General features: G+C 65.0%; 10 protein-coding genes. 4 read left to right on the top strand and 6 right to left on the bottom strand.

The genetic code is table 11. The features are described 5' to 3' along the window. The first annotated feature begins 112 nt into the window (after positions 1–112). A complete protein-coding gene (locus tag ACQS5P_RS18270) occupies positions 113–1153 on the top strand; it encodes an alpha/beta hydrolase (RefSeq protein ID WP_428938055.1) in 1041 nt (346 codons plus the stop codon). Between the two features lie 75 nt (positions 1154–1228). On the opposite strand, the gene ACQS5P_RS18265 is transcribed toward ACQS5P_RS18270, so the two are convergent. After that, complete coding sequence (locus ACQS5P_RS18265) at positions 1229–3634, bottom strand: glycoside hydrolase family 52 protein (protein WP_428938054.1); 2406 nt, start codon at positions 3632–3634, stop codon at positions 1229–1231. A 262-nt stretch (positions 3635–3896) separates the two neighbouring features. Then, a complete protein-coding gene (locus ACQS5P_RS18260) occupies positions 3897–4535 on the bottom strand; it encodes a PEP-CTERM sorting domain-containing protein (protein WP_428938053.1) in 639 nt (212 codons plus the stop codon). Between ACQS5P_RS18260 and ACQS5P_RS18255 the strand changes: the two genes are divergently transcribed. Both ACQS5P_RS18255 and ACQS5P_RS18250 read left to right on the top strand, forming a co-directional pair. Next, positions 4529–4747: a hypothetical protein gene (locus ACQS5P_RS18255; RefSeq protein ID WP_428938052.1), complete on the top strand. Its 219-nt coding sequence runs from the start codon at positions 4529–4531 to the stop codon at positions 4745–4747. The two genes, ACQS5P_RS18260 and ACQS5P_RS18255, sit on opposite strands and share 7 nt — an antisense overlap. Next, a complete protein-coding gene (locus ACQS5P_RS18250) occupies positions 4748–5635 on the top strand; it encodes a creatininase family protein (RefSeq protein ID WP_428938051.1) in 888 nt (295 codons plus the stop codon). A 34-nt stretch (positions 5636–5669) separates the two neighbouring features. Here the strand turns inward: ACQS5P_RS18250 and ACQS5P_RS18245 are convergent, their stop codons facing one another. The 3 genes from ACQS5P_RS18245 to ACQS5P_RS18235 form a co-directional block, all read right to left on the bottom strand. After that, positions 5670–6167, bottom strand: coding sequence for a DUF1801 domain-containing protein (locus ACQS5P_RS18245; protein WP_428938050.1), 498 nt, complete (start codon positions 6165–6167; stop codon positions 5670–5672). Between the two features lie 27 nt (positions 6168–6194). Beyond that, complete coding sequence (locus tag ACQS5P_RS18240) at positions 6195–7532, bottom strand: spinster family MFS transporter (protein ID WP_428938049.1); 1338 nt, start codon at positions 7530–7532, stop codon at positions 6195–6197. 162 nt (positions 7533–7694) lie between these two features. After that, positions 7695–8669, bottom strand: a complete 975-nt coding sequence (locus ACQS5P_RS18235) for a hypothetical protein (protein WP_428938048.1) — start codon at positions 8667–8669, stop codon at positions 7695–7697. A gap of 141 nt (positions 8670–8810) precedes the next feature. Between ACQS5P_RS18235 and ACQS5P_RS18230 the strand changes: the two genes are divergently transcribed. Next, entirely contained in the window at positions 8811–10238 is a 1428-nt protein-coding gene (locus ACQS5P_RS18230; protein ID WP_428938047.1) for a hypothetical protein, read from the top strand. Between the two features lie 48 nt (positions 10239–10286). On the opposite strand, the gene ACQS5P_RS18225 is transcribed toward ACQS5P_RS18230, so the two are convergent. Next, positions 10287–23405 (bottom strand): hypothetical protein, encoded by a 13119-nt coding sequence (locus tag ACQS5P_RS18225; RefSeq protein ID WP_428938046.1) that lies wholly within the window; start codon positions 23403–23405, stop codon positions 10287–10289. Between the last annotated feature and the right edge of the window lie 310 nt (positions 23406–23715).

Raw genomic sequence — 23715 nt, 5'->3', positions numbered from 1 at the left:
ACCCGCGTCATGGTCGAGGCCGCCGCACGGCGAGTCAAGCTCCGCGTTCGGGCACGGCCGAATTCGCATAGACTCATGATTGCAATGGTCTGATGAGCATCGGACAATCTCGATGGTGGACCCGCCGCCGCTTCAAGCCGGACCCGCCGACGCGCGCCCGGCTGCCCCAGCGCAGTCGGATGCCCCGTGCGCCGACGCCGCGCACTCCGGGCCGCGCCCCTGGAGGCGGCGGGCGCTGCGGCTGCTTCGCTCGGTCGTCCTGATCTATCTGGGAGTGTTGATCGTGATAGCGCTCTTGCAGGACTGGCTGATCTTCCCCGGCCATGCCACTCAGGGTCAGAAACACGCGATGGTGACCGCGTCGCGCGACAGCGAGCTGATCACGCTGACGACGTCGCTGGGCGACCGGATCGTCGTGCACTTCGGCCCGGCACTTGTGCCCACCGGGCTGTCGATCCGCCCCGACGCTTCTTCGCGTCCGACCCTGATTTTCTTCTACGGCAACGCGATGTGTCTGGCCGATGCGATCGGAATCACGCGCGACTGGCGGAAGCTGGGAGCCAACGTGCTGGAGGTGGAGTATCCAGGATACGGCATGTCCAGCGGCAAGCCGGGCGAGCAGAGCTTCTACGCCGCCGCCGACGCGGCCTATGACTATCTTCTGACCCGGGGCGACATCGACAGGACAAAGATCGTGCCGGTGGGTCTGTCGCTGGGCAGCGGCCCGGCGGTGGAGCTTGCCACCCGCCGGCCCGTCGCGGCGCTGGTCCTGCTCGCCGCCTACACCAGCCTGGATGACATGGCCGCCCGGACCGTTCCCTTCCTGCCCACCTCCCGCCTGCTCAAACACCACTTCCGCAACGAGCAGAAGATCCGCAGCCTGGCCATCCCCATTCTCATCATCCACGGCATCGACGATCGGATCGTCCCGCACGACATGTCCGATCGCCTGGCCAAAGCCGCCGTCAACGCCACGGTCACCAGGCTCGACCTGCCCACGGACCACAACGACCTGTTCGAGCTGGCCGGCGATCGGGTGAATGAGGCGATGGCCAGACTGCTGGAGAATATCCGCCCAGCCAGCCAGCAGGTGCAAACGACTCGGGACCAGGTTCCACTGACGCGCGAAACACCGATGAGCAGGCCCGAGTGAGCAGTGGTGGCCCATTGGTTGGTGATTCCTGGTGATTCATGGGTCGCCCAGGCGCTGCTGCTCCAGGCTCTGTTGCTAATCATTCAGCCACAGTGCAGTCGTGATGATTCTGGGGTAGTAGCGGCTGGCCTTGGCGACTCCGTTGACCATCTGGTCGGAGCAGGCCCAGTAGGCGCTTTCGCCTTCGGTCTGCCACTTCACGTGTGCGGCGTCGGCTCGTGCGAAAAGCTCCCGGGTTTTCGGATCATCGTCCAGGTGAAACACCTCGCGTGCCACGTGCTGAAAGATGGCGATCTTGCTCATCCAGGAGTTGTTGGAGGTTGACGATAGCCTGATCCCGCCATCGGGAAAAAGGTTGCGGCGCTGAGGATCATTCAAGATCGCCAGCGTGTGCTGCTTGAGCACATCAACAAGCGACCGCGTTTGCTCGATTCCCAGATTGGCCGCAGTCGCTGCGCCGCCGAATGCCTCACGGGCAGGTTCGCACGAACTCCAGTAGAGCAGATAGACCAGCGGCTCGGCGGCCGGGAGAATCCGCGAGCGATATCCCGGGCTTCTCGGGTCCAGCACGGCAGGCAACACAGGGTCTTCTCCGGCCAGATCCTTCAGGATGCGCGGCAGATGCTCCAGCTCCCGGCCAGCTTCGTCGGCAATGAGTCGATCGTCATCCGCCCCCATGCAGGACAACAGCCGCAGCCCGGCATACGCGGCCCATCGCTTCACGGCGATGTAAAGATTGTCCCGCGCCTGGCCCAGTGACTCATCCAGCGAATCGTACGTCGTGATTTCGCTGCCCGACTGGCAACGCGACGAGTCGTAGCGCATCCAGTCTCCCGGATCCTTTCCACGACGGGCCTGCATGCTGCGCAGGCAGGCAAGAATGATCGGGCGGTTCTTCTGCGCCCATTGCCGGTCGCCGGTCCTGGCCACGTAGCACGCCGCTGTCAGGATCCAGTTGCAGAGCTGTTCCTGCGTCATGTAGCTGAAGCATCCCTTGAGGTTCGGCAGCTCGTAGCTGCTGTGCCCGAAGGGCGAGAAATTGTTGTGTACGCCCATGTCGTGACAGAAGCTGATCCCTCCGGGGGCCAGGGAAAACGCTTCGGCCGAGTCACGGGCGTCGCGCTCGTGCTGAGATTGCGGGTCTGTCGAAGGATCAGGGTTGCGGTTTTCGGGAGCATCCGGCACGGGCGGGACGCCCGTGACACGATCGTAGCGCTTCACCTGATCGTGATAGCTGTAGTAGCGCACGAAGTTGTCAAGCAGGTTGCGCACGACCCACGGGTTGTGCTTCAGTTCCCAGAAGACGTGATCCACCGCCAGGTCCAGCGTGTTCATCATGCAGTACTCGCCCTCGTTGACGACCCAGAACGGCTGGCCGCCGACCTCCAGCAACTGCGTGCTGCCGTAATAGCTGCGCGTCGCGTGGGCAATGAGGAACTGCTGATCGGGCGAAAGGCCGCTGTTCAAAAGCTTCTGGTCCAACCGTTCGGCTTGGTGCCGCAGATCGTGATACGCGTTGCTCAGACCGTGATTGAGCACGTCCTCGAGCGAGCCGAAGCAGCGCGTGTACAGGTAGCGACCCTGGAGGCGCGTGGTGACGGTGCCGGCAAGGTAGCACCCGAAGGCGAGAAACAGGCTGCCGCATGATCCGGGCGGCACCTCGAAGCCGATTCCCGGACATGTGCCCAGCAGGTGCGGCACAGGTTCACGCAAACCCTCGTCCGGCGTCCATCGACAGAACAGGAATGCGCGCCGCTCGCGGCGGCTGGCGCCGCGCTGGCCCTCATCCATGCCTCCATCCGTATTCAGCCACCCCGCCACGCCCAACTGATCGCGCAATGCAAATCCGACGTATCGCGACTCCTCCTGGCCGAGCTGAAGATGCCTCACCCCGGGATCATGAAAGCGGATCGCGATGAACCCGGTCCTGGTGGTCGTGCCTTGCTTGTTGTCGATCTCCAGGCGGGCGATCACGCCCGGGAACAAGGCCGATCGCAACTCGTCCGGGCTGGCGCGATCAGGATCGGGGATCGCACCGAACGGCGTGTAGATCGTGAACTCCAAGCCCTGCGTCACCCACCGGTCGGTGGCCCAGCCGTAGTGGCGCCTGATCTGGTCGGCGCGGTACGGGATGACCGCGGGCCTGATGTTCTGTTCGGCCGGGCCGGAGGCCTGCTCGACCTGGAAATCCGCCGCGGCGCTGCGCTGGGTCGCGGCGTCGTCGTCCTGAAGCGCGCCATGATAGAACGGCAGGCACTTCAGCGGCGCGTCGCTGAGGCGATCGCCTTCCTTCACGCCGATGTACAGGTCCTGGTTGCCCGGCTTGCCGATTTGCAATCCGAACCCCCCGCGCGTACCGAAGTGCCCGCAGGTGAAGCTCATGAACGCGCCCATCGGCGAATGCTGGGCGTTGAAGCTGATGTTGCCGTGAAACGCCGGCGGTGATGAATGCCCTGCCTGTTGCTGATTCGTCTGCGACAAGTGCAACTCCCTTTGAAATCAACGACGCAGACTGCACAGGTTAGCGGATACAGCGATGAAAGTAAGCAACCTGCGACCAGACGAACAGCGCGCGGGGCGAGCGAAGTGTTGCGAGTCAGCTTGGCTGTTGGCAAGCACGGCGGCGTGACGATCCTGCCGGTTGATTCGACCTGCGCGCACAAACGGCGGCGCGCGACGCTCATCGCAAGCGATGAACATCACACGCCGCCGCGCTGCGATCCAGACGCACTCGTCGTGTGGCTTATCTGCGTCGGCGACCAGCCAGCACGCACCCGCCCAGGGCGAGCAGACCGATCGTTGCCGGCTCGGGGATCACGAACGACACGTCATCGACATAGACCGTGCCGGTGTTGGTCGGCCCCGGGCCGAACGACTGGATGGCGTAGACCACCCGCGCGGTGTCGGCGCCGGCCGGGACGGTGGCGACGAGGCTGAACGGCCCGTACTGCGAGGGCGGCAGCGGAGTGAGGTTGGGCGTGCGGGCAACTTCGGTGTTGCTCACCGAGTTGCGCCACTCGATGCGGATTTCGACCCCCACATCGAACGGATCCGTGGTGGTCATGTGATAGCCGCTGAAGATCGTCTCCAGGCCGGGCACCATTCCCGGCACATCCTGAAAGGCGCCGGCGAAGCTGTTGTCGGTGGCGATGATCGACAGCGCCAGGTGCTGGGCGCCGCTGCGCGGAAGTGCCGAGCTGTTGGCCGCCGAGCTGCCCGGCCCGGCGTTGAACGCTTCCCAGGACCCCACGAACGGCGGGCCGTCGTAGGTGACCGGATCCTCAAACCCCGGATTGGCGAGCAGATTCTGCGCCTGCGCCGGGGCGGCGGCCAGCCAGCACGCGCCCAGCGCAGCCAATGCGAACCAGTTCCGACGTGGCATTTCGCAACCCTCCAAAAGAAGATGACGGACGAGCATTTCTCCCGTGCCGCCAGCAGCACCCGGCCGCAAAACCGGGCGGCGGCACCGGCGGGCATTTTAGCAAAAACCAATCGTTTCTGGCCGGCAATCCGGCGAAAAAGCGGAAAATCACCGTAACTTCAGTGCACACTAACTACTCTGTCAAAACACCTTTCGGTATCATCGTTTCGTAAATGCCCGCAAACAATCAGACTTCCGACGCTTCGGGCCAGTGGGAGCGCCTGCTCCCGGCCGAGTTTCAACGGCGGTTCGACGCCCTGCCTGCGGTCTTCTTGCCCCTGGGCACGGTCGAATGGCACGGCCTGCACAACGCGCTGGGACTGGACGCGCTCAAGGCCCAGGCGCTGTGCCTCCGCGCCGCCGACCGCGCCGGCGGGGGAATCGTCCATCCGCCGCTCTATGGCGGCATGGGAGGACTGGACAAGCCCGCCACCGTCGTCATCGAGCCGGAAATGGCCTGGGAAAACTATCTCCTGCGCCCCTGGCTGGAAAAACTGTGCAGCGAATTCCATCGCCACGGCTTTGCCGCGATCCTCATGCTCACCGGCCACTACGGGCACAACCAGCAGATCGTCGTGCGCGAGGTCGCCGCCCGAATGACCGAGCGGCTCCAGATCCCCGTGCTGGGTGTGCCCGAGTACTGGCTGGCGCTGGACGGCGGATACCACGGCGACCACGCGGGCATCGGCGAGACGTCGCTGATGATGTACCTGCACCCCGAGCTGGTCGCGATGGATCGGATCAAAGCCGATCCCGATTACGGCGCCGACGAGAAAATCGCCAAAGGCGCATCGGTCGAGCTTGGCCGCAAGTACGCCGAGCTGATCATCGATCGGCTGGCAAGGCTGGCCAGGTCGATGCCCCACTGGGATGCATCGAGCCGCGCTGCGTACGTACGTGCCGAACGCGCCATCATCTGGGCGCAGGTTACCGGCTGGCGCACGCAATCCCCCTGGTTCGCCTGGCGCAAGCTCGCCAGCGGCCCGCTGGCGCGCTACGGCGAGCTCTTGATCGAAATGCGGTTTGACCAGATCGAGCGCGCCGCCTCCGAACTGCTGTAGCCTGTCACGAAGACCGAACCGCGCATCCGTCCGATCACATCCTCGCCCCTGGCAGTTGGCTGGCCTGTCTGACCCAGTCGGCGAATTGAGCCTCGTCCAGCTCCTGGTTTTCACGAATGTCGAGATAGCGGACGTCGTTCTGCCTGGACGGGCCAGGCGGGACGGGGCGAAGCGATGCACCGCGGAAGAAGGCGACCTTGACGTACCTGGTGAAGCAATGGATGCCCAGGAACCAGCCCGCCTGAGGGTCGGCGACGCCGTACAGCGGCGAGTTCCATTTCACCGCCTTGCGCACGTTCGGAACGGTGCGCGTAATGATCTGGTCGAGACGTCGGCCCAGCTCGCGCTTCCAGCCCGGCATGGCGGCGATGTATGCCTGCACCGGCGCCTCGCCGTCGCCTTTGGCGATCTGCGGGTTGCCGCCCGACAGCAGCTTCGGCTTGCCGGCGGTGCGGGGCCTGGCTCTGGTGGATGCCTCACCGGCCGCTGGCTTTGCCTTCTTCGACCGGTCCCTGGGGATTCTGTTGGGCATTGTGCGCGCTCCGTGAATCGGTGACGCTCAAGGTCGCCGGCTTGAGCCGACGCCGTCGGGACCGCTCCCGGCGGTGGGGTCGGCGGCCGCGGCACGGGCGGTGTCGGCGTCCAGATAGCGGGCGCCCAGCAGCCAGATCAGCCCGCCTATCACCATCATCGCCCCGACCAGTCCGAACCCGATGTTCATGTTCCTGTCGAAGTGATCGGTCAGCCTCCCGATGATCGGCGGGGAGATCGCATCCCCCAGCGCATGGATGAACAGAATGTTCAGCGCAAAGGCACTGGCGCGGACCGACGGGTGGGTGACATTGGCCAGCGCCGTGTTGCTCGGGCCGGTGTTGAAGAACAGAAAGAACTCGGCGATGAAGATGCAGATCCACGCATAGGGGAATGGCACAAAGAGCATCGCGACGAAGAACGGGAAGCAGATCAGCAACCCGGCGCCGGAGACGACGAAGTAGGCGCCGGAGATGCGAGTGCGAAGCCAGTCGCCGGCGATGCCACCCAGCAGCGTGCCGACGATGCCGGTCACAACAGTCATGGCGCCGAAGAGCATGTTGACCTGCCCGATGGAACCTGCGCCGCGGAAGCTGCTGACGTAGGTGGGCATCCAGTGACTGATGCCGCCGATGGCGAACGTCAGCGCCGCCATCCCCAGGCAGTTGTAGACGTACGAGCGGTTGCGAAGCAGTGCCAGGTAATCGGCCAGTCGCGCGCGGCCGGTGGCGCGGGATGATCCGCTGGTCTGGAATGCCGGCCTGGGCATGAAGAAGCACAGGATGCCCAACAGGATTCCCGGTGGCACGACGGAGTAGAAAGCCCATCGCCAGTGCCCGTACTGCGCCATCAGCCCGCCCAGCGCGTAGCCCAGGGCGCTGCCAACGGGGATGGCCATGTAGAACCAGGCCATCACGCGTCCGCGAACCGCCAGGGGATAGAAATCCGCGATGAGCGTGGGGGCCGCCGGGCCATACGCGGCTTCTCCGATCCCCACGAACATGCGCGTGATCAGCAGGACGATATACAGTTCGGCGCGTCCCGATTCGCCGCTGGCGATGCTCCACACGATCACGCCCGCGCCCACCAGCGCCCAGCGCGAGAACCGATCGGCCAGCCAGCCGAAGATCGGCGAGGCCAGCATGTAGCTGAGCAGGAACGCGGTGGCCAGCCACCCCAGCTTCTCTTCGGATCGCGGATCGCCCGCCAGCATTTCCGCCCCGATCTTGGGCAACACCGCCGCCAGCACGTAGCGATCGATGTAGTTAAACAGATTGATCGCCAGCAGCAGCGCCAGCGCCTTTCTGGCGCCCGCAGCCGGCGCGGCGCGGTCCACTGCTCCGCATTCCATTGGCGAGGGGTGCATAGAGCCTTGCATCGGAATGACCAGGCGGCCAACGTGAATGATCCGTCAATCGCCAGACGTGCCCGAGTGCCACAGATGCACATCGTGTGGGACAATCGTTGACGATGAATCAACCGCCGCCGCCAGCACGCCCGCCGGATCCGACATCGACTCGCATGTGTTTCATGAGTGAACGTCCCAGCGGACCTGCCACTTGAGCGTGCCCCGCGGCGGAACCTCCAGATAGGTTCCTTCTTCCAGGCAACTGGAAGGCCCGGGAATCGGCTCAAACGCGCACTCGACCCGCCGACAACCGTCTTCGTCCGGATACCCGCCGTAGTTCCACCAGATGCCCACCGTCGCAAACAGCTCGCGCGGGAAAGTAACGCTCAATCGCAGGCCGCTGCGAAACCCGATCATCACTTGCCCCTCGTCCACGCCCCGCAGCAGCAGCATCCGGGCCGTTCCACTGGGCTGGCCCAGCAGATGCGACTCGACATCCTCCAGATCAATCGTTCGGCCTGATGCTTCATCAAAAACGCTGGAAGCTTTCGGCAGTTTCAAGTCGGCGATCTGCTCCAGCGGCATCAGCGGATGCATCACATGCTGCAACGGCAGCGGGCGACTCCCCCGGTTGTGCGCCTCAAACAGCCAGATCAGACTGTTCGCCGAAAAACGCATCAGCCGCGTGAAGTGCAGCGGCAATTGCTCACTGCGCACCTGACAGAGCAAAGCCCCCTGCTCGATGGCCGCCTCCCACTTCAGCCAGCACAGCTCACCGTGATCGGGAACCCGCCAGTCCATCCCCGGGAAACGACACGCCGCCACCGACGGCAGGCAATCATCGTAACCGTATACCGGGCGGGTTTCGTATTGGCCGTAGTCGGCAGTGGGCGGGCGAAATGCCCCCGGCGCGGTGGTCAGCAGGTCCTGCTGATCGAATCGCAGCACGCTGAGACGAGCCCCGTCCTCGGGCAGACACTGCACTTGCCATGGGCCAAATCGCGTCAAAGGCATGTTTCTCCGCCCGATCGTGCCCGGCCGATCGTTGCGCTGCGTACTCTGACCCGTACGCAGCCCGATCGTCAACATGATCGCATCGCCCGGACTATGAAAGGATGCGGCAAGCGCCGGATCAGCGGGCATTGCAAGGCTCATGCGCCCGCCTGTCAAGCTTGCGCGTCCGCCATTGTCGGCGACGCCTGCCGCGATACCATGAAACTGGCGCTGGCAAGTCTGACTGCGGGCAGCGAATGGGGGCTGGCTTGGACGACGAGAGTCATACCGATGGAGAACAAAATGATCCTGTGGAATTGCGTGATGGTGGGGATAGTCGCTTGCTGCCTGGCCACGATGGTCTCGGCGGCGTCCGCGCCGCAGCAGTGGCGGCCAAACCCCTATGTGTTGCTGGATCAAAGCCTGATTTCCAACGTTGATCATCTCCAGCGATGTGTATGCCAGCCACATCGCCATCCCCAGCCCGTCGTCGATGCCGAGCACGACCAGAACTTCCAGCCCTGGCTGACGGTGATCCGCGATCCGCAGACCCGGCGCTTTCGCATGTGGTACAACATCCCGTTTTCTCCGGGCAACGCCGGCGCCTCCAGCCTGGCACTGATCGAGTCCGATGACGGCATCCACTGGATCCGTCCGCACAAAGTGCTCGACACCCCGCCCATTCAGTTCGGCGCCAGCGTCATCGATGAAGGGCCGAGTTACAAAGATCCCTCGACGCGCTACAAGCTGGCGTGGTGGAAGGACGGCGGGCTGCAAGTCGCCGGCTCGCCCGACGGAGTGAACTGGAAATACCTGGCGCCCGGCCCGGTGATCAGGGCCAACCACGACATCACCGGCATCGAGTGGGATCCGATCCGCAACCGCTACATGGGGTTTCTGTCGGTCATGATGAAGCTGGACCCGTCGTGGGACAGCAATCGGCGAATCCCGCACATGAGCGTCAGCGACGACCTGATCCACTGGCGACAGCCGTGGATCAGCGTGCGGCCAGACCCCACCAGCCCACGCGAGCAGGGCGAAACGGAGTTCTACGGGCTGAGCGCCATCCTTCCCCGGGGCGAGTTGCTCGTGGGCATGGTCAAGATCCTCCGAGATGATCTCAACTGCGAGCCGGGACTCAACGCCAGAGATCTCAAGGACGACAACCGCAACTTCGCCGGGCTGGGATACACGGTGCTGGCCTGGAGCCGCGACGGCGAACACTGGAACCGCGACACCGAACCGTTCCTGGATCGCAATCCCCAGCCCGGCACGTGGGATCGCGCTCACGCCTGGGCCGACGATCAGGTGCCCGTGGGCGATGAAGTCTTCATCTACTACGGCGGCTATGCGCTGGGACACAAGGCCGATCGCTTCCGCACGCGTCAGGTCGGCCTGGCACGCATGCCGCGAGACCGCTACGTCTGCTACGCTGCCGACGCTACGCCCGGGCATCTGCGCACCGCGGTCGCGCCGCTGCTCGCGGATCGCCTGACGGTCAATGCGAAAGTGGACGGCGAGCTGCGAGTCCGCGTCTGCGACCCCAGCGGCAAGGCCATCAGCGGCTTTGACTTCGACGACTGCCAGCCAGTCAAGGGCGATTCGCTGGCGCACGAGGTTCGATGGAAGGCGCCGCTCTCATCGCTGCGGGGCCAGCCCGTGCAGTTCGTCTTCACGCTGCGCGATGCCCGGATCTTCGCGTTCGACCTGGCCGACGGCGCTGCGCAGTAGCGTGGCGAAGTAGCGTGGTTCGCAGGCCGCGGCAGCAGGCCGGCCGAGTTACGGCAAAAGCTCCAGGGCATCGCCGGCCTGCGTCCAGTCCATCGGATCCGCGGCGCCGTCACCAAGGCTGACGGTACCACCTGAAAGCTGAAGCAGCTCGGTCGCTGTGGAATCCCCGCTGGCCAGTGAACCATCGGGCGCCTCGGCAGGCTGCGAGGGTGATGGTGACAGGGACGGAGCCGTGCCCAGCGCCCCGCCCAGCGGCAGGGCCGTCCAGCGATCGTCTTCGGGCGCGCCGAAGGTGTCGCGAGGCACGCCGGGGACGTTGCCCGGCTGCTCGTCGCGCGGCTCGCCGCTGTCGCCCGCGGCGCTCAGCCCCAGCTCGCCGTTCGGTTCGCTCAGCATAACGTCGGCCCCGCTCTCGCGACCCAGGGCAAGCAGGAAGCTCACCAGCCCCGGATTGCCCCGCCGGAAAAGCGTCGGCTCGCCGAACACCGAGAACGGCACGAAGAAACTGTTGTATTCACCATGCCAGTCGAACATGCGATCTCCGCCGGTGTTGGCGATCAGCGCATCCCGCCCCGTCCCGCCGAAGGCAAAGTCACGGTCGGCAAAGGCCGGCGAATCGGGACGATCGTTCAAGCCTCCGTTGGTCTGGAGGTTGTCGTCATTGTTCATCACGTCATCGCCCGCCCCGCCGAATGCGCGGTCATTCATCGTCCCGCCCACCAGCCAGTCGTTTCCGCCATCGCCGAAGAGCCGGTCCTTCCCGTCCAGGATCTTGGCGCCGCTGGCGTCGGTCGCATCGAAGTTCAGGAAGAAGTTGGCGACCAGTCGCATCGGGCTGATCGACGTGCTGTTGTCGTAGGCGGCGAACGTCGTCGTCGCCGGATCGTAGCCCAGCGGGTTGGTCGGATCGGCGACGTTGAACAGCCCCGCGAAAAACGCCGCGCCGACGGGCCGGGCGTTGTACCACTGCGCCTGCGCCTCGGCGCCGCTGAGGGCGTCGTCGCCTGCGCCGCCATGCATGAAATCATCCCCCAGCCCGCCGTACATCAGATCGTTCCCGCCGCTGCTCATGTGCATCAGCCGCGCCATCTTGTGCAGACGTCCGGTGATGAACGTCCAGGCGCCGGTGAACATTCCCGGCAGCGTGATGTTCAGCATGAGGTTCGGCGAGCTGATGCCGTACAGCGGCTCGCTGAGGCCATTGCGGCTGATGAGGATCAGGCCGTCGTCTCCGACCATGCCGTCCTCGCCGCTTCCGCCGTACATACGATCGTGCCCTATTCCGCCAAACAGGTCGTCATCCTGCCCATCGCCGAAGAGCACGTCGTTGCCGACCTGCCCGTGGATGACGTCGTCGCCGGCTTCACCATACACAGTGTCCGCCGCACCCAGATCACCGCCCGCGCCGGTCCCGGCCGTGTAATCCAGCAGCCGTACGGCGCGCGGGATGATCCGCAGCGAACCGGCGTAGTTGTCGTAGTTGAATCTCACGAAATCGCTGTTGCCCGAACCATCCACACGCACGACACGATAGATCGTGCCATTGTCGGCAAGGATGCAATCGGCATCGGCGGCGTGACCACCGATCGTCGTGTCGCCCGGATCGTTGCGCGCCGTCAGGTTCCCGGCCCCGCCGAAGATCAGGTCTGAACCATCGGGTCGCATCGCAGAATCGCTCAGCCCGAATTCGCCGGAGCTTCCTCCGACGATGTCGTCCTGCCCGCCGTTGCCGAAGATCAGGTCTTGGCCGCCGTTGCCTTCGATGTAGTCGTCGCCGTCGGTGGGCGCGATCGTCGATGGCGTCGTGGCGCTGACCAGCAGCGCGATCGATCCGTCGCCCTGGATCGTGTCGTTGCCCAGCCCGCCAAACACGCAGTCGTTGCCCGCCCCGCCGGCAATCGAGTCGCCGCCGAATCGCTCGCTGCCCGTCGCGGACGAGTGATCCAGAAGGATGATGTCCCGCCCGATGCTGCCGGCCGGATCTGGTTGCGGCGCGGCGCCGACCGCGGGATTGCCCGCCGAATCATACAGCCTGCCGCCGGCGAGCGTCCGAAATCGCGGACTGCTCGCATCGGTCCGGCGGACGATCGATCCATTGTCCCCCACGATCGCGTCGCTTCCTTCGCCGCCGTCGAGCTGATCGGCGCCATCGGCGCCGGCCACGTTGTGCCCGCCGATCAGGTCGTCATCTCCGCCGCCACCTCGCGCGATGTCGGCTGCCTGCCCGCCGAGCACGGTGTCGTCGCCCGCTTCGCCGAAGATCACGTCGTTGCCGCCGCCGTCGCCGCCGCCGGTGTCGATCGAGATGAAGTTCGCATTGGCCGGCAGCGTGTAATCGATCTTCCCATGATCGCCGAAGATCAGGTCATCCCCCGCCCCGCCGCGAATGGTCTCGGCCGCGGTGCCACCCATGATCGAGTCATTGCCGTCCTGGGCGATAATCTCGTCGCTGGCGCCGAGGGTCGGATCGGTGGTGGTGATGAGCACGAGCTGCGAGGTCTTGTTGACGATGATATAGGACAGCAGCCCGTTGTCGCCCAGCATGATGTTGTCGCCGGGACCTCCGTCGATCTGATCGCCGCCGAAGCCGCCGAGCATCGTGTCGTCGCCTTCCAGGCCAAACATGCGATCGTCGCCGCCGACCGACGGGTTGATGCTCTCGATGCGGAGGATGACCGCGGCATCCGCGCCCGCGCCGGCACGGCGCAGAGCCAGCGCCGAAGCGAGCACGACCTGCCCTTCGTCGCCAAAGATGATGTCCGGCTCGCTGTCGCCGAACAGCCAATCCGATCCATCATCTCCGAAGAGGATATCCGAGCCGCTGCCGCCGCGGGCGGTATCGTTGCCGGCATTGCCGTGGATGGTGTCGTCGCCGGCATTTCCAAACAGCAGATCCGCGTCGGTGTCGCCGCTGATGCTGTCCTGATCGGCGCCGCCTTCGACCGTGTCGGCGCCCGTGCCGCCAGTGATCGTATCGTTGCCGGCGTCGCCAAACAGATTGTCCGGATCATCCTGCCCGTCGATCAGATCGTTGTCCTGCTGTCCGTGGATGGTGTCGGCGCCACTGCCGCCCTGGAGCAGATCGGCGCCCGTGCCGCCGTCGATCGAGTCGGCGCCGCTTCCGCCCAGGACGGTGTCGGCATCTTCGTCTCCACTGATCGTATCGTTTCCCCCGCCGCCGAGGATCGAGTCGGCGCCGCTGCCGCCGGTGATGCTGTCGTGATCGTTCTGGCCGTCGAGCCGATCATTGCCCTCGTCGCCGGCGATCGTGTCGTTTCCATCGCCGCCGGAGGCGGTATCGTCGCCGGCTTCGCCAAAGAGCTGATCGGCGCCGGCTCCGCCGCTCAGGCTGTCGTGGCCCTGCCCTCCAAAGAGGCTGTCGTCATCCCCGTCGCCGTTGAGCGTGTCATTTCCCGCCTCGCCGAAGAGCCGATCATTACCCGCGCGTCCGGAGGCCGAATCGTCTCCTTCGCCACCGTAGATGCCGTCGGCGTCGTTGCCGCCGTCGAGCGTGTCGTTCCCGCCGTCACCGGCAAGCGAATCCAGCCCGTCCGCGCCCAAGAGCACATCGTTGTCGTCTCCACCAATCAGCTCATCATCGCCGGCGCTTCCCGAGAGGTTGTCGCCGCCCGCTTCTCCGTGCAGCGTGTCATTTCCATCCCCGCCGACCATGGAATCTGCGCCGCTTCCGCCCCACAGTTGATCCGCTTCCGTGCCGCCGTTGAGCGTATCGTCGCCGGCATCGCCGTAGAGCGCGTCCTCGTTGGCGCCGCCGATCAGCAGATCATTCGCGTCGGCGCCGATGAGCGTATCGTTGCCCGCGTCGCCGGAGATCTGATCGCCTGCGGCGCCGCCACTGAGCTGATCATCCCCGTCATTGCCGTTCAGCGTGGCACTGCCGCCGCCCGCAGTGATCGTGTCGTTCCCGCCCCCGCCGCTGAGCTGCGCCGTCACCGTCAGTCTCGGATCGATGAAGATGCTGTCATCGCCGTTGCCTCCGTCGGCCTGGATCTTCGTGATCCCCGCGAAGCTCTGGGCAAATCCAAAAGCCTTGACCAGCACCGACCCCGGATTGTCCGGGTCAGGCTCGACGACGAACTGCTCGTTGCCATCCAGGGTGTTGACGGTCATTCGCGCCGCGGCGTGCGGGCCCATGTTCAGCCTCAGCACGCCCCCGCCAATGTCCGTCGCCAGGATCGGATCCGCCGCCGTCGCATCATCCTTGCACTCGTGCTCGAAGCTGAGCAGCTCGATGCGAGGCGAGTCGTAATTGAAGCTCTTCTTGAATGGCCAGACCCCCACCGACGCGCGGATTCTAAGCCCCGCCGACAACGACCCATCGACATCGAAGATGCACAGCACGCCCTGATCGAAGTTGTCGCTCAGCTCCTTGAAGCGAACCTTGCCGTCGTCGTTGGGGTCATCAAGGTTGAGGTTCAACGTGCCGCGAATGCTGCCTTCGATGAACGCCGAGGCAATGACAACATCCACGCCGGCGCCGATGGTGATCTGGCCGGTGGCGGTGATCTCGGCCGGATCGGTCGATCCGCCGGCGGGTTTGTCGATGAGGAAGAATCCTTCCCTGACCAGCGATTCGTTTCCGGTTCGCCGCCACTCGCGCAGGCCGAACGTGTCGTATCCGAAGCCCACCGACGCGCGGATGCCCACGGCCCCGCCGAAGGTGGCGGCGATCGGCCCGATGATCGGGAACGACTTCTGGATCGAAAGATTCAGGTCCAGCACCGGCATCTGCCAGCGGAACAGCTCCACATCCTGACCCAGCAGCAGCTTGAAAACCTGCGCCGGGCTTTGGATGATCGGCATCTCGAACTTCCCGCCGCCGGCGCTGCCCGGCGTGCCGAGGTTGGGGTTGTTCAACGCCGAGGCAAAACCCGGCGCCTGCGACTGAAGCTGCGCGTTCACGTTCGCCTGCGTCAGGTTCGTCAGCGTCGTGTTCTCAAGGCTCGTCAGGTTGCGCAGGTCTGGCACGTTGTTCAGGTCGAACCGCCCGAGCACCAGCTCGTAGCTGGTCGATCCGCCGGGGATCGCGTTGACGAGATTGTTCAGTGCCGTGATGCCGTCGATGAACGAAAAGACCGGGCTGGGATCCAGCTTCTGCACCACCTCGCGCATTTTCACCACGCCGTCGCGGTTGATGTCGAAGAAGTTGCGCACCGAATCGACCTTGGCCAGCATCGGCACGTTCGTGTCCAGCAGATCCACCAGCGGCTGAAGCGGCGCCAGCACGCGCTTCACTTCCCCAAGCACCGGCGAGGCGAAATTGCTGAAGAAGCTGCCGAGCCGCAGGCGAATGTTCTCGAAGGCAACCCGCGGCGCGCCGCCGAAGACCGCATCGGTGGTGTCGTTGTCGAAGACCCAGTTGAGCCGGAAATCCGACAGCAGGCTCGGGAAACGGGCGTCGTTGCCGAAGCTGACGTTCAGGCCGAGATTGACATTGGCGGTGGCGTTCAGCCGCGCCGTGATCGCCGCGGCGCCCAGCTCGTTGATCGTCAGCTTGTTGTCCGCGTCCGCCAGGTCCACCGTGAACATCCCGCCGAAGTGCGTCGGATTGCTCGTGCTGTCGGCGGCGCTGATCTTGAGGAGCGCGAGCTGCCCGGCGCCTGTGAAACCGCTGATGCTCACGTCGAAATCGAGCTTCAGCTCGTTGGCGGCGGTGGTATCGAAATACACGCCACGCGAGCGGTTCAGCCCGATCCCCATCGCAAAGTCAAAACCCATCGCCACATTGACGCTTCCATTGGTCTGCAATCGCAGCGCGGGGATACCGATATCCAGATTCAGCGGCGTCGAGATCACTACCGGGTCCCTGCTCAGCAGCAGGTCGAACCGCACGTCGTTGGGCGCGGTCGGATGGTCCATGACGACGCGGATGTCGTCGGCGGTGATCAGCGTGTCGCCGTTCAGGTCGCCCAGCACGTTCAGCCCGCCCGTGCCCGGTCCCAGCACGCTGAACAACGCGTTGCGGACGTAGGACACGTTCTTCGGGTCGGCGGCCTCGAAGAACGGCCGCAGGCGATTGATGACGTCGCTGCGGAAGGTGCCGATGACCTGCGCGCCGTCCTTGAGCTTCGTGCCGACCAGCGGCATGTTTCGCCCGAACGCCTTGCTGTCCAGCGCGCCCTGGAGCAGCGCCAGCAGCCGATCCAGCCCGTCGAGCAGTCCGCTCAGGTCGTTCAGCAGATCCAGGTTCAGCGCGCCTGACAGATCCGGCGCGCTGACCAGCGTGACCGAACCCGGCGTGCCCCTGAACAGCTCCGCCAGGCTCGGAATGTCGATCACCAGGCTCGGCATCAGCGCCGTGCCGATGGGGAAATAGATCGGCAGATCGACATGCGCCATCCCGGCCAAGTCCACCTTCACGTCCTGCGCCCTCAGCGTGGCCAGCTCGCTGAACAGGTGCCGCCCGTCCATGTCAACATCGAGGAGCACGGCGTCGAAGTCGGCGGTGAGGCTTGCGCTGCCGTTGCGGATCTCGGCGCCGAGCGGGCCGATGGCGACGGTGAGCTGCGGGATCATCGCGTTGATCCCGCCATTGATCGAAAGCTTTGTCGTATCGTAAAGGAACGGGACGGGGTTGAGCGGATCCGAAAGATCCACGCCCAGGTCCAGCTTCAATTCCGCGTCGGCGACGAGGCTCAGGCTCGCCGAGCCGCTGATATTCAGCACGCCGCCGAGATTGGCCACCGGCCCCGACGCCAGCGAAAGCAGCGAGCCGATGTCGAAGTTGAGGCTTCGCGCCACGTCGAAGTGCGGCTTGAATTCCAGTTGCGTCTTGAGATTGTCCCCATCGAGCGAGACCTGCACGCTGCCGGCAGGCAGGCCAAACTGCGCTTCGATCGCCGCGGCCAGCGTCTGCACCGATCCTGCCGGGTTGTCGCGAAGCTGCTGGAGCTTCTCATTGAAGCGCTGCGCATAATCGAGCGCCTCGCCAACGCTCACGTTCAACAGCGGCAAATCGTTGTTGAGGAACCCGAACCCGCGCAGCTTGCCCAGATAATCCACCACCTGCTGAAGCGCCGCCAGGATCGTGTCAAACGTCAGTCCCTCGAAGTTCAGGGCGTCCTCGAGATTGACGAACTGCACGTCGAGCGTTCCGGGGTCTGAAAGGTCCGACCAGTTGATCGTGACCCGCGCATCGCCGGGCAGCGAGATGAAGCCCCCGTCCACCTTGATCGGCAACTCCGCCTGCGCGGAACCGGTGAACTGAATCCCCGAATCCTCAAGCTCCCGCCCGCGCAGCGGCGCCGGCGACGACGGGCTGCTCACCGTGATCTTGCACGTGTAAATGTCGAATTTCCCGCCGGCGGTCGTGGCGTTGTCTGCCCAGGCGGGGTAGAAGCTGCCGTCGAAGAACGCCAGCCCCGTGTAATCCCCGAAGTCGATGTTGGTGCCTTCGTGGGGCTCGGCGGCGGCCTGATCCGATTGGCCCAGGCTCACCTGCGTGTTTTGCCTGAAGCTGGCCCCGCCATCGGTGCTCACCGTCGCGAAAAGCTGCACCTTCTTGTTCATCGGGTCGTTGCGCGCGTCGTACCACGACGCCGCCACATAGCCCGTCTTCGGATCCACCGCCAACTGCCCGAAGAACTGGCTGTTGGTTCCCGAATCGATGCTGACGCCGACGGGCTTGCTCCAGCTCCCCATCGCGCCGTCCTTGTCCGAATAACGCAGCACGATATTGGTGTCGCTGGTCTCATGGCCCATCGAGTCAAGCTTCTCATCGGTGTAAAGCACATACGCCCGCCCGATGTATGGCCCGGCCAGCGCGTAGCCGATCCGCGGCGCGGCGGTGATTTTGCGATCGGGCTGCGCGGGAATCCCATCCTTCGGGCCGACGTTCGTGTTGGTTACGAGCTGCGCCGGGCCAAAACCCTGCGCGGTGTTCAGACCGTCTGGATCGAGACTGACGCTGATGGTTGATGGCCCCTCGGCGACGGTGATGTCGGCGAACTGCCAGGCAACCAGCACCTGCCCCCTGGGTCCGACGGCCAGATCCGGGAAGTTGCCGAAGCTCGAGCCTGGAACGGATTGAAGGCTGCCGAAAGCGCCGACGTTCTGTTTGCCCTTTGCGCTGACACGGGCGCCGGCGACGACGATGCCAGGCGTGGCACTGCCCGGCGTGTCGTCGCGAAACGCCAGCCACACCGAAGCGTTGTCCGGCGAATCCCCCGGCCCCGACGCCAGCACCGGTCGATCCAGTTTCGGCGTGGTGTTGGGCGCAGGACGTGGCACGGTGAATTCGCGCAGCAGGCTGAAGCTCTGCCCGCCGTCGCTGCTGATCAGCACAATCACCTTGTCGTGCGGATTGTTCAGGTAAGCGAAGTACAGGTTGCCGAAGCGATCGAAGGTGGCGGCGGGATCGCAGCAGCCGAAGTCGAAGCCGTCGCCGCCACCGGAGGTCGGCCCCGTGGCGATCAGCCGCGACGTCCACGTCGCCCCGCCGTCGCTGCTCACCGCCGCCATCATTGATCCGGCCCGGTCGCGATTCGACGCGATGAACATCCGCCTGGGGTCCGTCGGATCGATCACGATCACCGGCTCCATCTGGTTGCCGGCCATCTGCGAGACGTTGACGCTGACGCCAGGCATCAGTGGCCCGGATTGCGCCGGTCGAATCAGCGCCGAGGGATTGTTCAATACCGCACCGAGCAGTTCCGCCAGCGAGACGCGATTGGCGGTGCCGTCGGAATCGCGCGTCAGCGTCGCCGAGGGGTTCTGAAGCTGCACCATCGCCGACGCCGCCAGCGTGCCGTTGCCGTTTTCCACGCCGATGCCCAGGAACCCGATCCTGGCCAGCGCGTCGATGTCGCTCGCGGAGAGGTTCACCGATCCCGCCAGCGTCGCATTCTGGATGAAGAACTTGTCGCCCAGCGTCTGTTCGCCCTGGAGCGGAGTGAGGTTCACGCCAAAGGTGAAGTCGGCCCCCGCGCGGGCTTCAAGGTCGAACTGGCTGGAGAACCCAAGCTCAGCCACGGGCGCCAGGCTCGTGCCCAGGTTGATCGCCGCCGTGCCGCTGAAGGCGTGCGCGAAGCTGACACGATACGTCAGGTCTTTGGTCGCCGGGTCGTAGCGCAGGTTGATCGTCGAAGGATCCAGCCCCAGCGCCACCGCCAGACGCACGGCAAGGTCCTGCGCCGAAGTGAAATTCGGCTGCCCGGAGGAATCGACCAGCGGATCGGTGAGTTTGGTGGTGGCCGAGGCCGCGAAGTCGATCGCCTCGCCCAGCGATTTGGACGTAAAGGGAATGGGCACGTCGAAGACGGGGGAATCACTGATGCGACCCAGCCCCGCCGCCAACTGTCGCAGCAACGCCAGCATGTTGCTGGCGCTGATGTTTCGGAAATCCAGCAGGCGATCGAAGTTTTCGGTCGTGACCTGCGGCGCCGAACCGAACAGATCACTGGAACTGATCTTCAGGACCGGCTCGGCCTCGGACTTCACCCCCGCCAGCGAAACGCGGAACGGCAGGTTTACGTCGAGCGTTCCGGCGGCGGAAACGTCGAGCAACGACGAGATCGACGTGCCGGTCAGCTCGGTTAGCGTGATCCGCCCCGCATCGTCGGCATCGGGGTTCTGGACATCGATGCGCACGCTGGCATCGAGCTTGACAGCCCCGTTGACGATCCGCGCGCCCAGGAAACCGAGGTTCACCTCGACGTTGATCGCCTCGCCGGTCATCGTCAGATCGGCGTCGTCGTCCACGATCGGGGCCTTGACGGGAATCTGTCCGGCGCTGACCCGCGCGCCGGCGGACAGGTCGTTGACCCGGATGAAGAACGCTTCAGCATCCGACAGATTCGGAGCCAGGTTCACGCCGAATGAAAAATCCAGATTTAATCGCGTCGAGAGATCGACCTTTCCACTGGACGTGAAGTTCAATCCCAGCGATTCGACGCTGGAAGCAAAATCGAGCGGCAACTGACCCGCGAAGCCGTCCAGGTGCAACGCCAGATCGAAGCGCAGCTCCTGTTGCCCGGCGGAATCGGTGAACAGTCCCGCGCCGATCGAGACCGGATCGACGCCGAAGGTGATGTTGCCCAGTGGCGTGCTGAGCGTCTTGAGCAGATCCGCCAGCTCCTGCGCCGTCGGCGTGAGGTCGTTGGTGAAGTACTGCTGGATCGGCTGAACCAGCCCGCGCTGAAGCGCCCCGCCGATCGGCAACGTGCCGTCGCCGATCGAGAGCGTATCGGCCAGGCTCTTGCCCAGTCCCGGCAGGCTCCGGGTGAGTTCGGCGAGCTGGGCGATCTTGGCGCCCCAGTTGGCCAGGCCAGCCAGCCCGTCGCGGAGCTTGCCGACAACACCGCTGGAGATCGGCGTCTGGTTGATGTCCTGCCTGGCGCCGGGCGCCGTTTCGTCGAACGTGATCCCGCCGGGGAAACTGACCAGCCCGTTGGCGTGATCGATCAGCAACGTATCGTTGCCCTGTCCACCGCTGACCTGCACCTCGTGTACCGCCGAGGCGTCGATGACAAAGTCAGGGTTGTTGGTGGTGTTGTTGACGAAGACGTTCAGGACCTGCGGGTTGGCTTCGTCCAATACCAGACGGATCGTGTCGTCCTTGTTCGTCTGCTCATCGCCGCTGATCTGGAGGATTCCCCGCCCGTCGGAGGGCGCGCGTGTCTTGACCGGTTCCGGTCGGCTGCGCAGCGCCGGCCCGAAGATCGTTGCCAGGAAGTTGTCGATCCGCCAGGCGCCTCGTCCCCACGACCCACAGTGCAGCACGTCGGTGCGATCGTAGCGGACATCGGTCACCAGCACATTGGGCAATCCCCGCCCGACCTTGAACCACGTGGCGTTCTCGCCGGGGTTGAAGGTGCCGTAGACCCCGCCGCGACCTGCGACGATCACCGCGATCCCCGCCGGCAGACGCTGATCGACGATCACCTCGACCGATCGAAGGTCGGTGGTGAGCTTCTTGAGGCTGCCGGTGATGCGGGTCCAGTCGCCCGCGGCGGCGCCGGCGTTGCGGAGGCGAAAGACATCGCCGTTGTCGTCCACCAGATATCCAGTTCGCCACTCGCGAGGATCCAGCACGATATCGCGGATGTCTCCGCCGTTGACCACGTTGCCCGAATAGACCGCGCGGTCGGTGAAGTCCGTCAGCGCCGGCGCGTTGGCGGTGGCGATGCTTGTGCGCACAGCCAGGCGTTTTCCCGCCGCCACGTAAGCCACATCGGGCGCCGGCACGCCGCCGGAGAACCCCCCGTAAGCGATCGCCGTCACCCGCCCGAACTGCGTCAGCGGGGCGACTTCGTCCCGGTCGGGCGAAGCGGCGGTGTCCAGACCGCCGTCGCCGTCGTCGTCGAAGTTGTCGCCGACGTTGCTCACGTCGATCCCGCCCAGCGAGTGCAGCGTCGCCCCCCCGTCAAACGACTCGTACAGGTACGACGTGCCGATCAGCATCCGGGTAGTCGGATTGGTGGCGCTCAGCGCATACTGGGTCAGGAACGGGCGAGTGTTGTCGAATCGGCGATTACCGTTGCTGTCGCGCAGGATGCCCGAGCCGGTCAGCGTCCGCCCCACCGCGCCGTTGACGGCCAGCGGAATCTCCAACGACGCGACCAGGTTGCCCGCCGCGTCGTAGGTCTCTTCGCGGAATCCCCCCAGGTTCTGTGAGCTGTAGTAGTAGGTGACTTGCCCCGGGGTCGAGGTATTGATTTGCGCGATGCCGCCATCGCCCGACGGGCGCGATCGCCAGTTTAACCCGCGATCCAGCCGCTGCACCGCAACCCCGATGTCCTGCGTGCCGCCGAACATCGTCCCGTGCAGCGGATTGTACGCCGCCGACCAGAATTCCACGGCCCGCAGATTGCCGTTGCGCGAATCCCAGAACCGAGGCAGGCCGCTGATGCCGTTGGGATTGTTCAAGCGATAGATGCCGCCATCGTCGGCGTGAAGCAGATCGCCCAGGGCGTTGAAGACCATGTCACGGGAGTCGGCGTGAGGCGCGGTGCCGATGATCGTTCCGCCGGGATCGGCGTTCTGGTAGACCACCTGCGTCCAGGGGTTGCCGCTGCTGCTGATGTCGGCGCGCCACACGTTGCCCGAGCTGAGCGCCGTATCGCGATCCCCGGAAACAAACACGATGTTGGGATCCGACGGATCGGCGACGAGCGCGAAGTGCGTGCCGCCCTGGCTTCCCGGGTGCAGCGACGGCAGGTTGGGGATCGGCGTCCAGTTGGCGCCCTGGTTGGTCGAGCGGAACACGCCAGTGGCACGTTGGTTGGATCCGATGATCCCCGCATAGACCACATTTCCGCCGGCGCTGTGGTGGACGGCAAGCTCGATGCGGCTGGCGGTGGCGAAGCCCGCCAGTCCATTATTCACCGCCGTCCATGATCCGCTGGCGCCGCCGCTGGCGCTGCGGAATACGCCCCGCCCGGGAACGGCGGCGTAGAAACGATTGGCGTTGCCCGGATCTCCAACCAGATGGCTGACTTCCCCCGCGAAGACCTGCCTGAACTGCTTGCCCCCGTCGCTGCTCAACCACACTCCAGCCTTATTGGAGCTGTTGCCCGGCCTGGAGCGCGCCGCCACCAGGATCGTGTTGCGATCGCTGCGGCTGGGAACGATGCTGCGGATATCCAGTCCGTTGAAGGTCTTGCCCCCGATGGGCGTCCAGTGCTCGCCGCCGTCGCTGCTCATCACCAGCCCCACGCGTGGCCCGCCGAGCCGGCTTCCCGAGCTGACGCGCCCGTATCCCGCGTACACGACCAGCTTGGTGTGCGGCAGGGTCAGTGGCGTGTTGCGCGTGATCGGATTGCCGTCGGCGTCGAAATGCCCCAGCGCGATCGCGCCGATCGAGAGCGATGCCAGCCGATCCGTCAGCGGCTGCCACGTTGGATTGGCGCTGGTGGCGTTGAGGCTTCGCCACACTCCCCCGCTCACAGTCCCGGCGAAAACGATCCGCGGATCATGCGGAGGCGTGGCCAGCGCCTCGACCGCGCCGGCGGCGGGATTGTCCGGCGGAATCTCCGCGCCTGTGTTGGCGCCGGTGACCGGGCCGGGCCCCTGCTCCAGCCAGTTCGGAATCCCCGTCTGCACCGCCAGCAGCATCCGTTTTTCGAGCTGCTCGACGACCGGACGAAACGCACGTGCGGCGATTGCCCGAACCGGCCCGCCGCCGTTGCGACGCCGTGCGCGTGGCATCTTGACCTCCTTCGCTGACCCACAACAACTGCTCCCCCTGTCGGCGCGGCCGGTAGATCGGTCCGCACCACACGAATCGAGCTGAGCTGATCATTACGCTGCCGACTGCCGCTTGCGCCCAACCGCGCCCAATGTCCGCGCGGCGATCATCAACGGACCGCGCTTGCCCAATACGGTGATAGGCGTCATAAGGCACTCAACAAACCTGAAGGAGCCAGAAAGGCACATCGCATTGTGCAAACGACGGTTTACGACTGTCAAAGGACTATTAAGGCGACGGGTTCGCGCCTGCCTGCCCCATCTCAAGTGA

It is taken from the genome of Fontivita pretiosa (assembly GCF_050410795.1).
Classification (GTDB): domain Bacteria; phylum Planctomycetota; class Phycisphaerae; order Tepidisphaerales; family Tepidisphaeraceae; genus Fontivita; species Fontivita pretiosa.
Note: the sequence above shows the minus strand (reverse complement) of the source record. Positions and strands in the feature narration are given on the sequence as shown.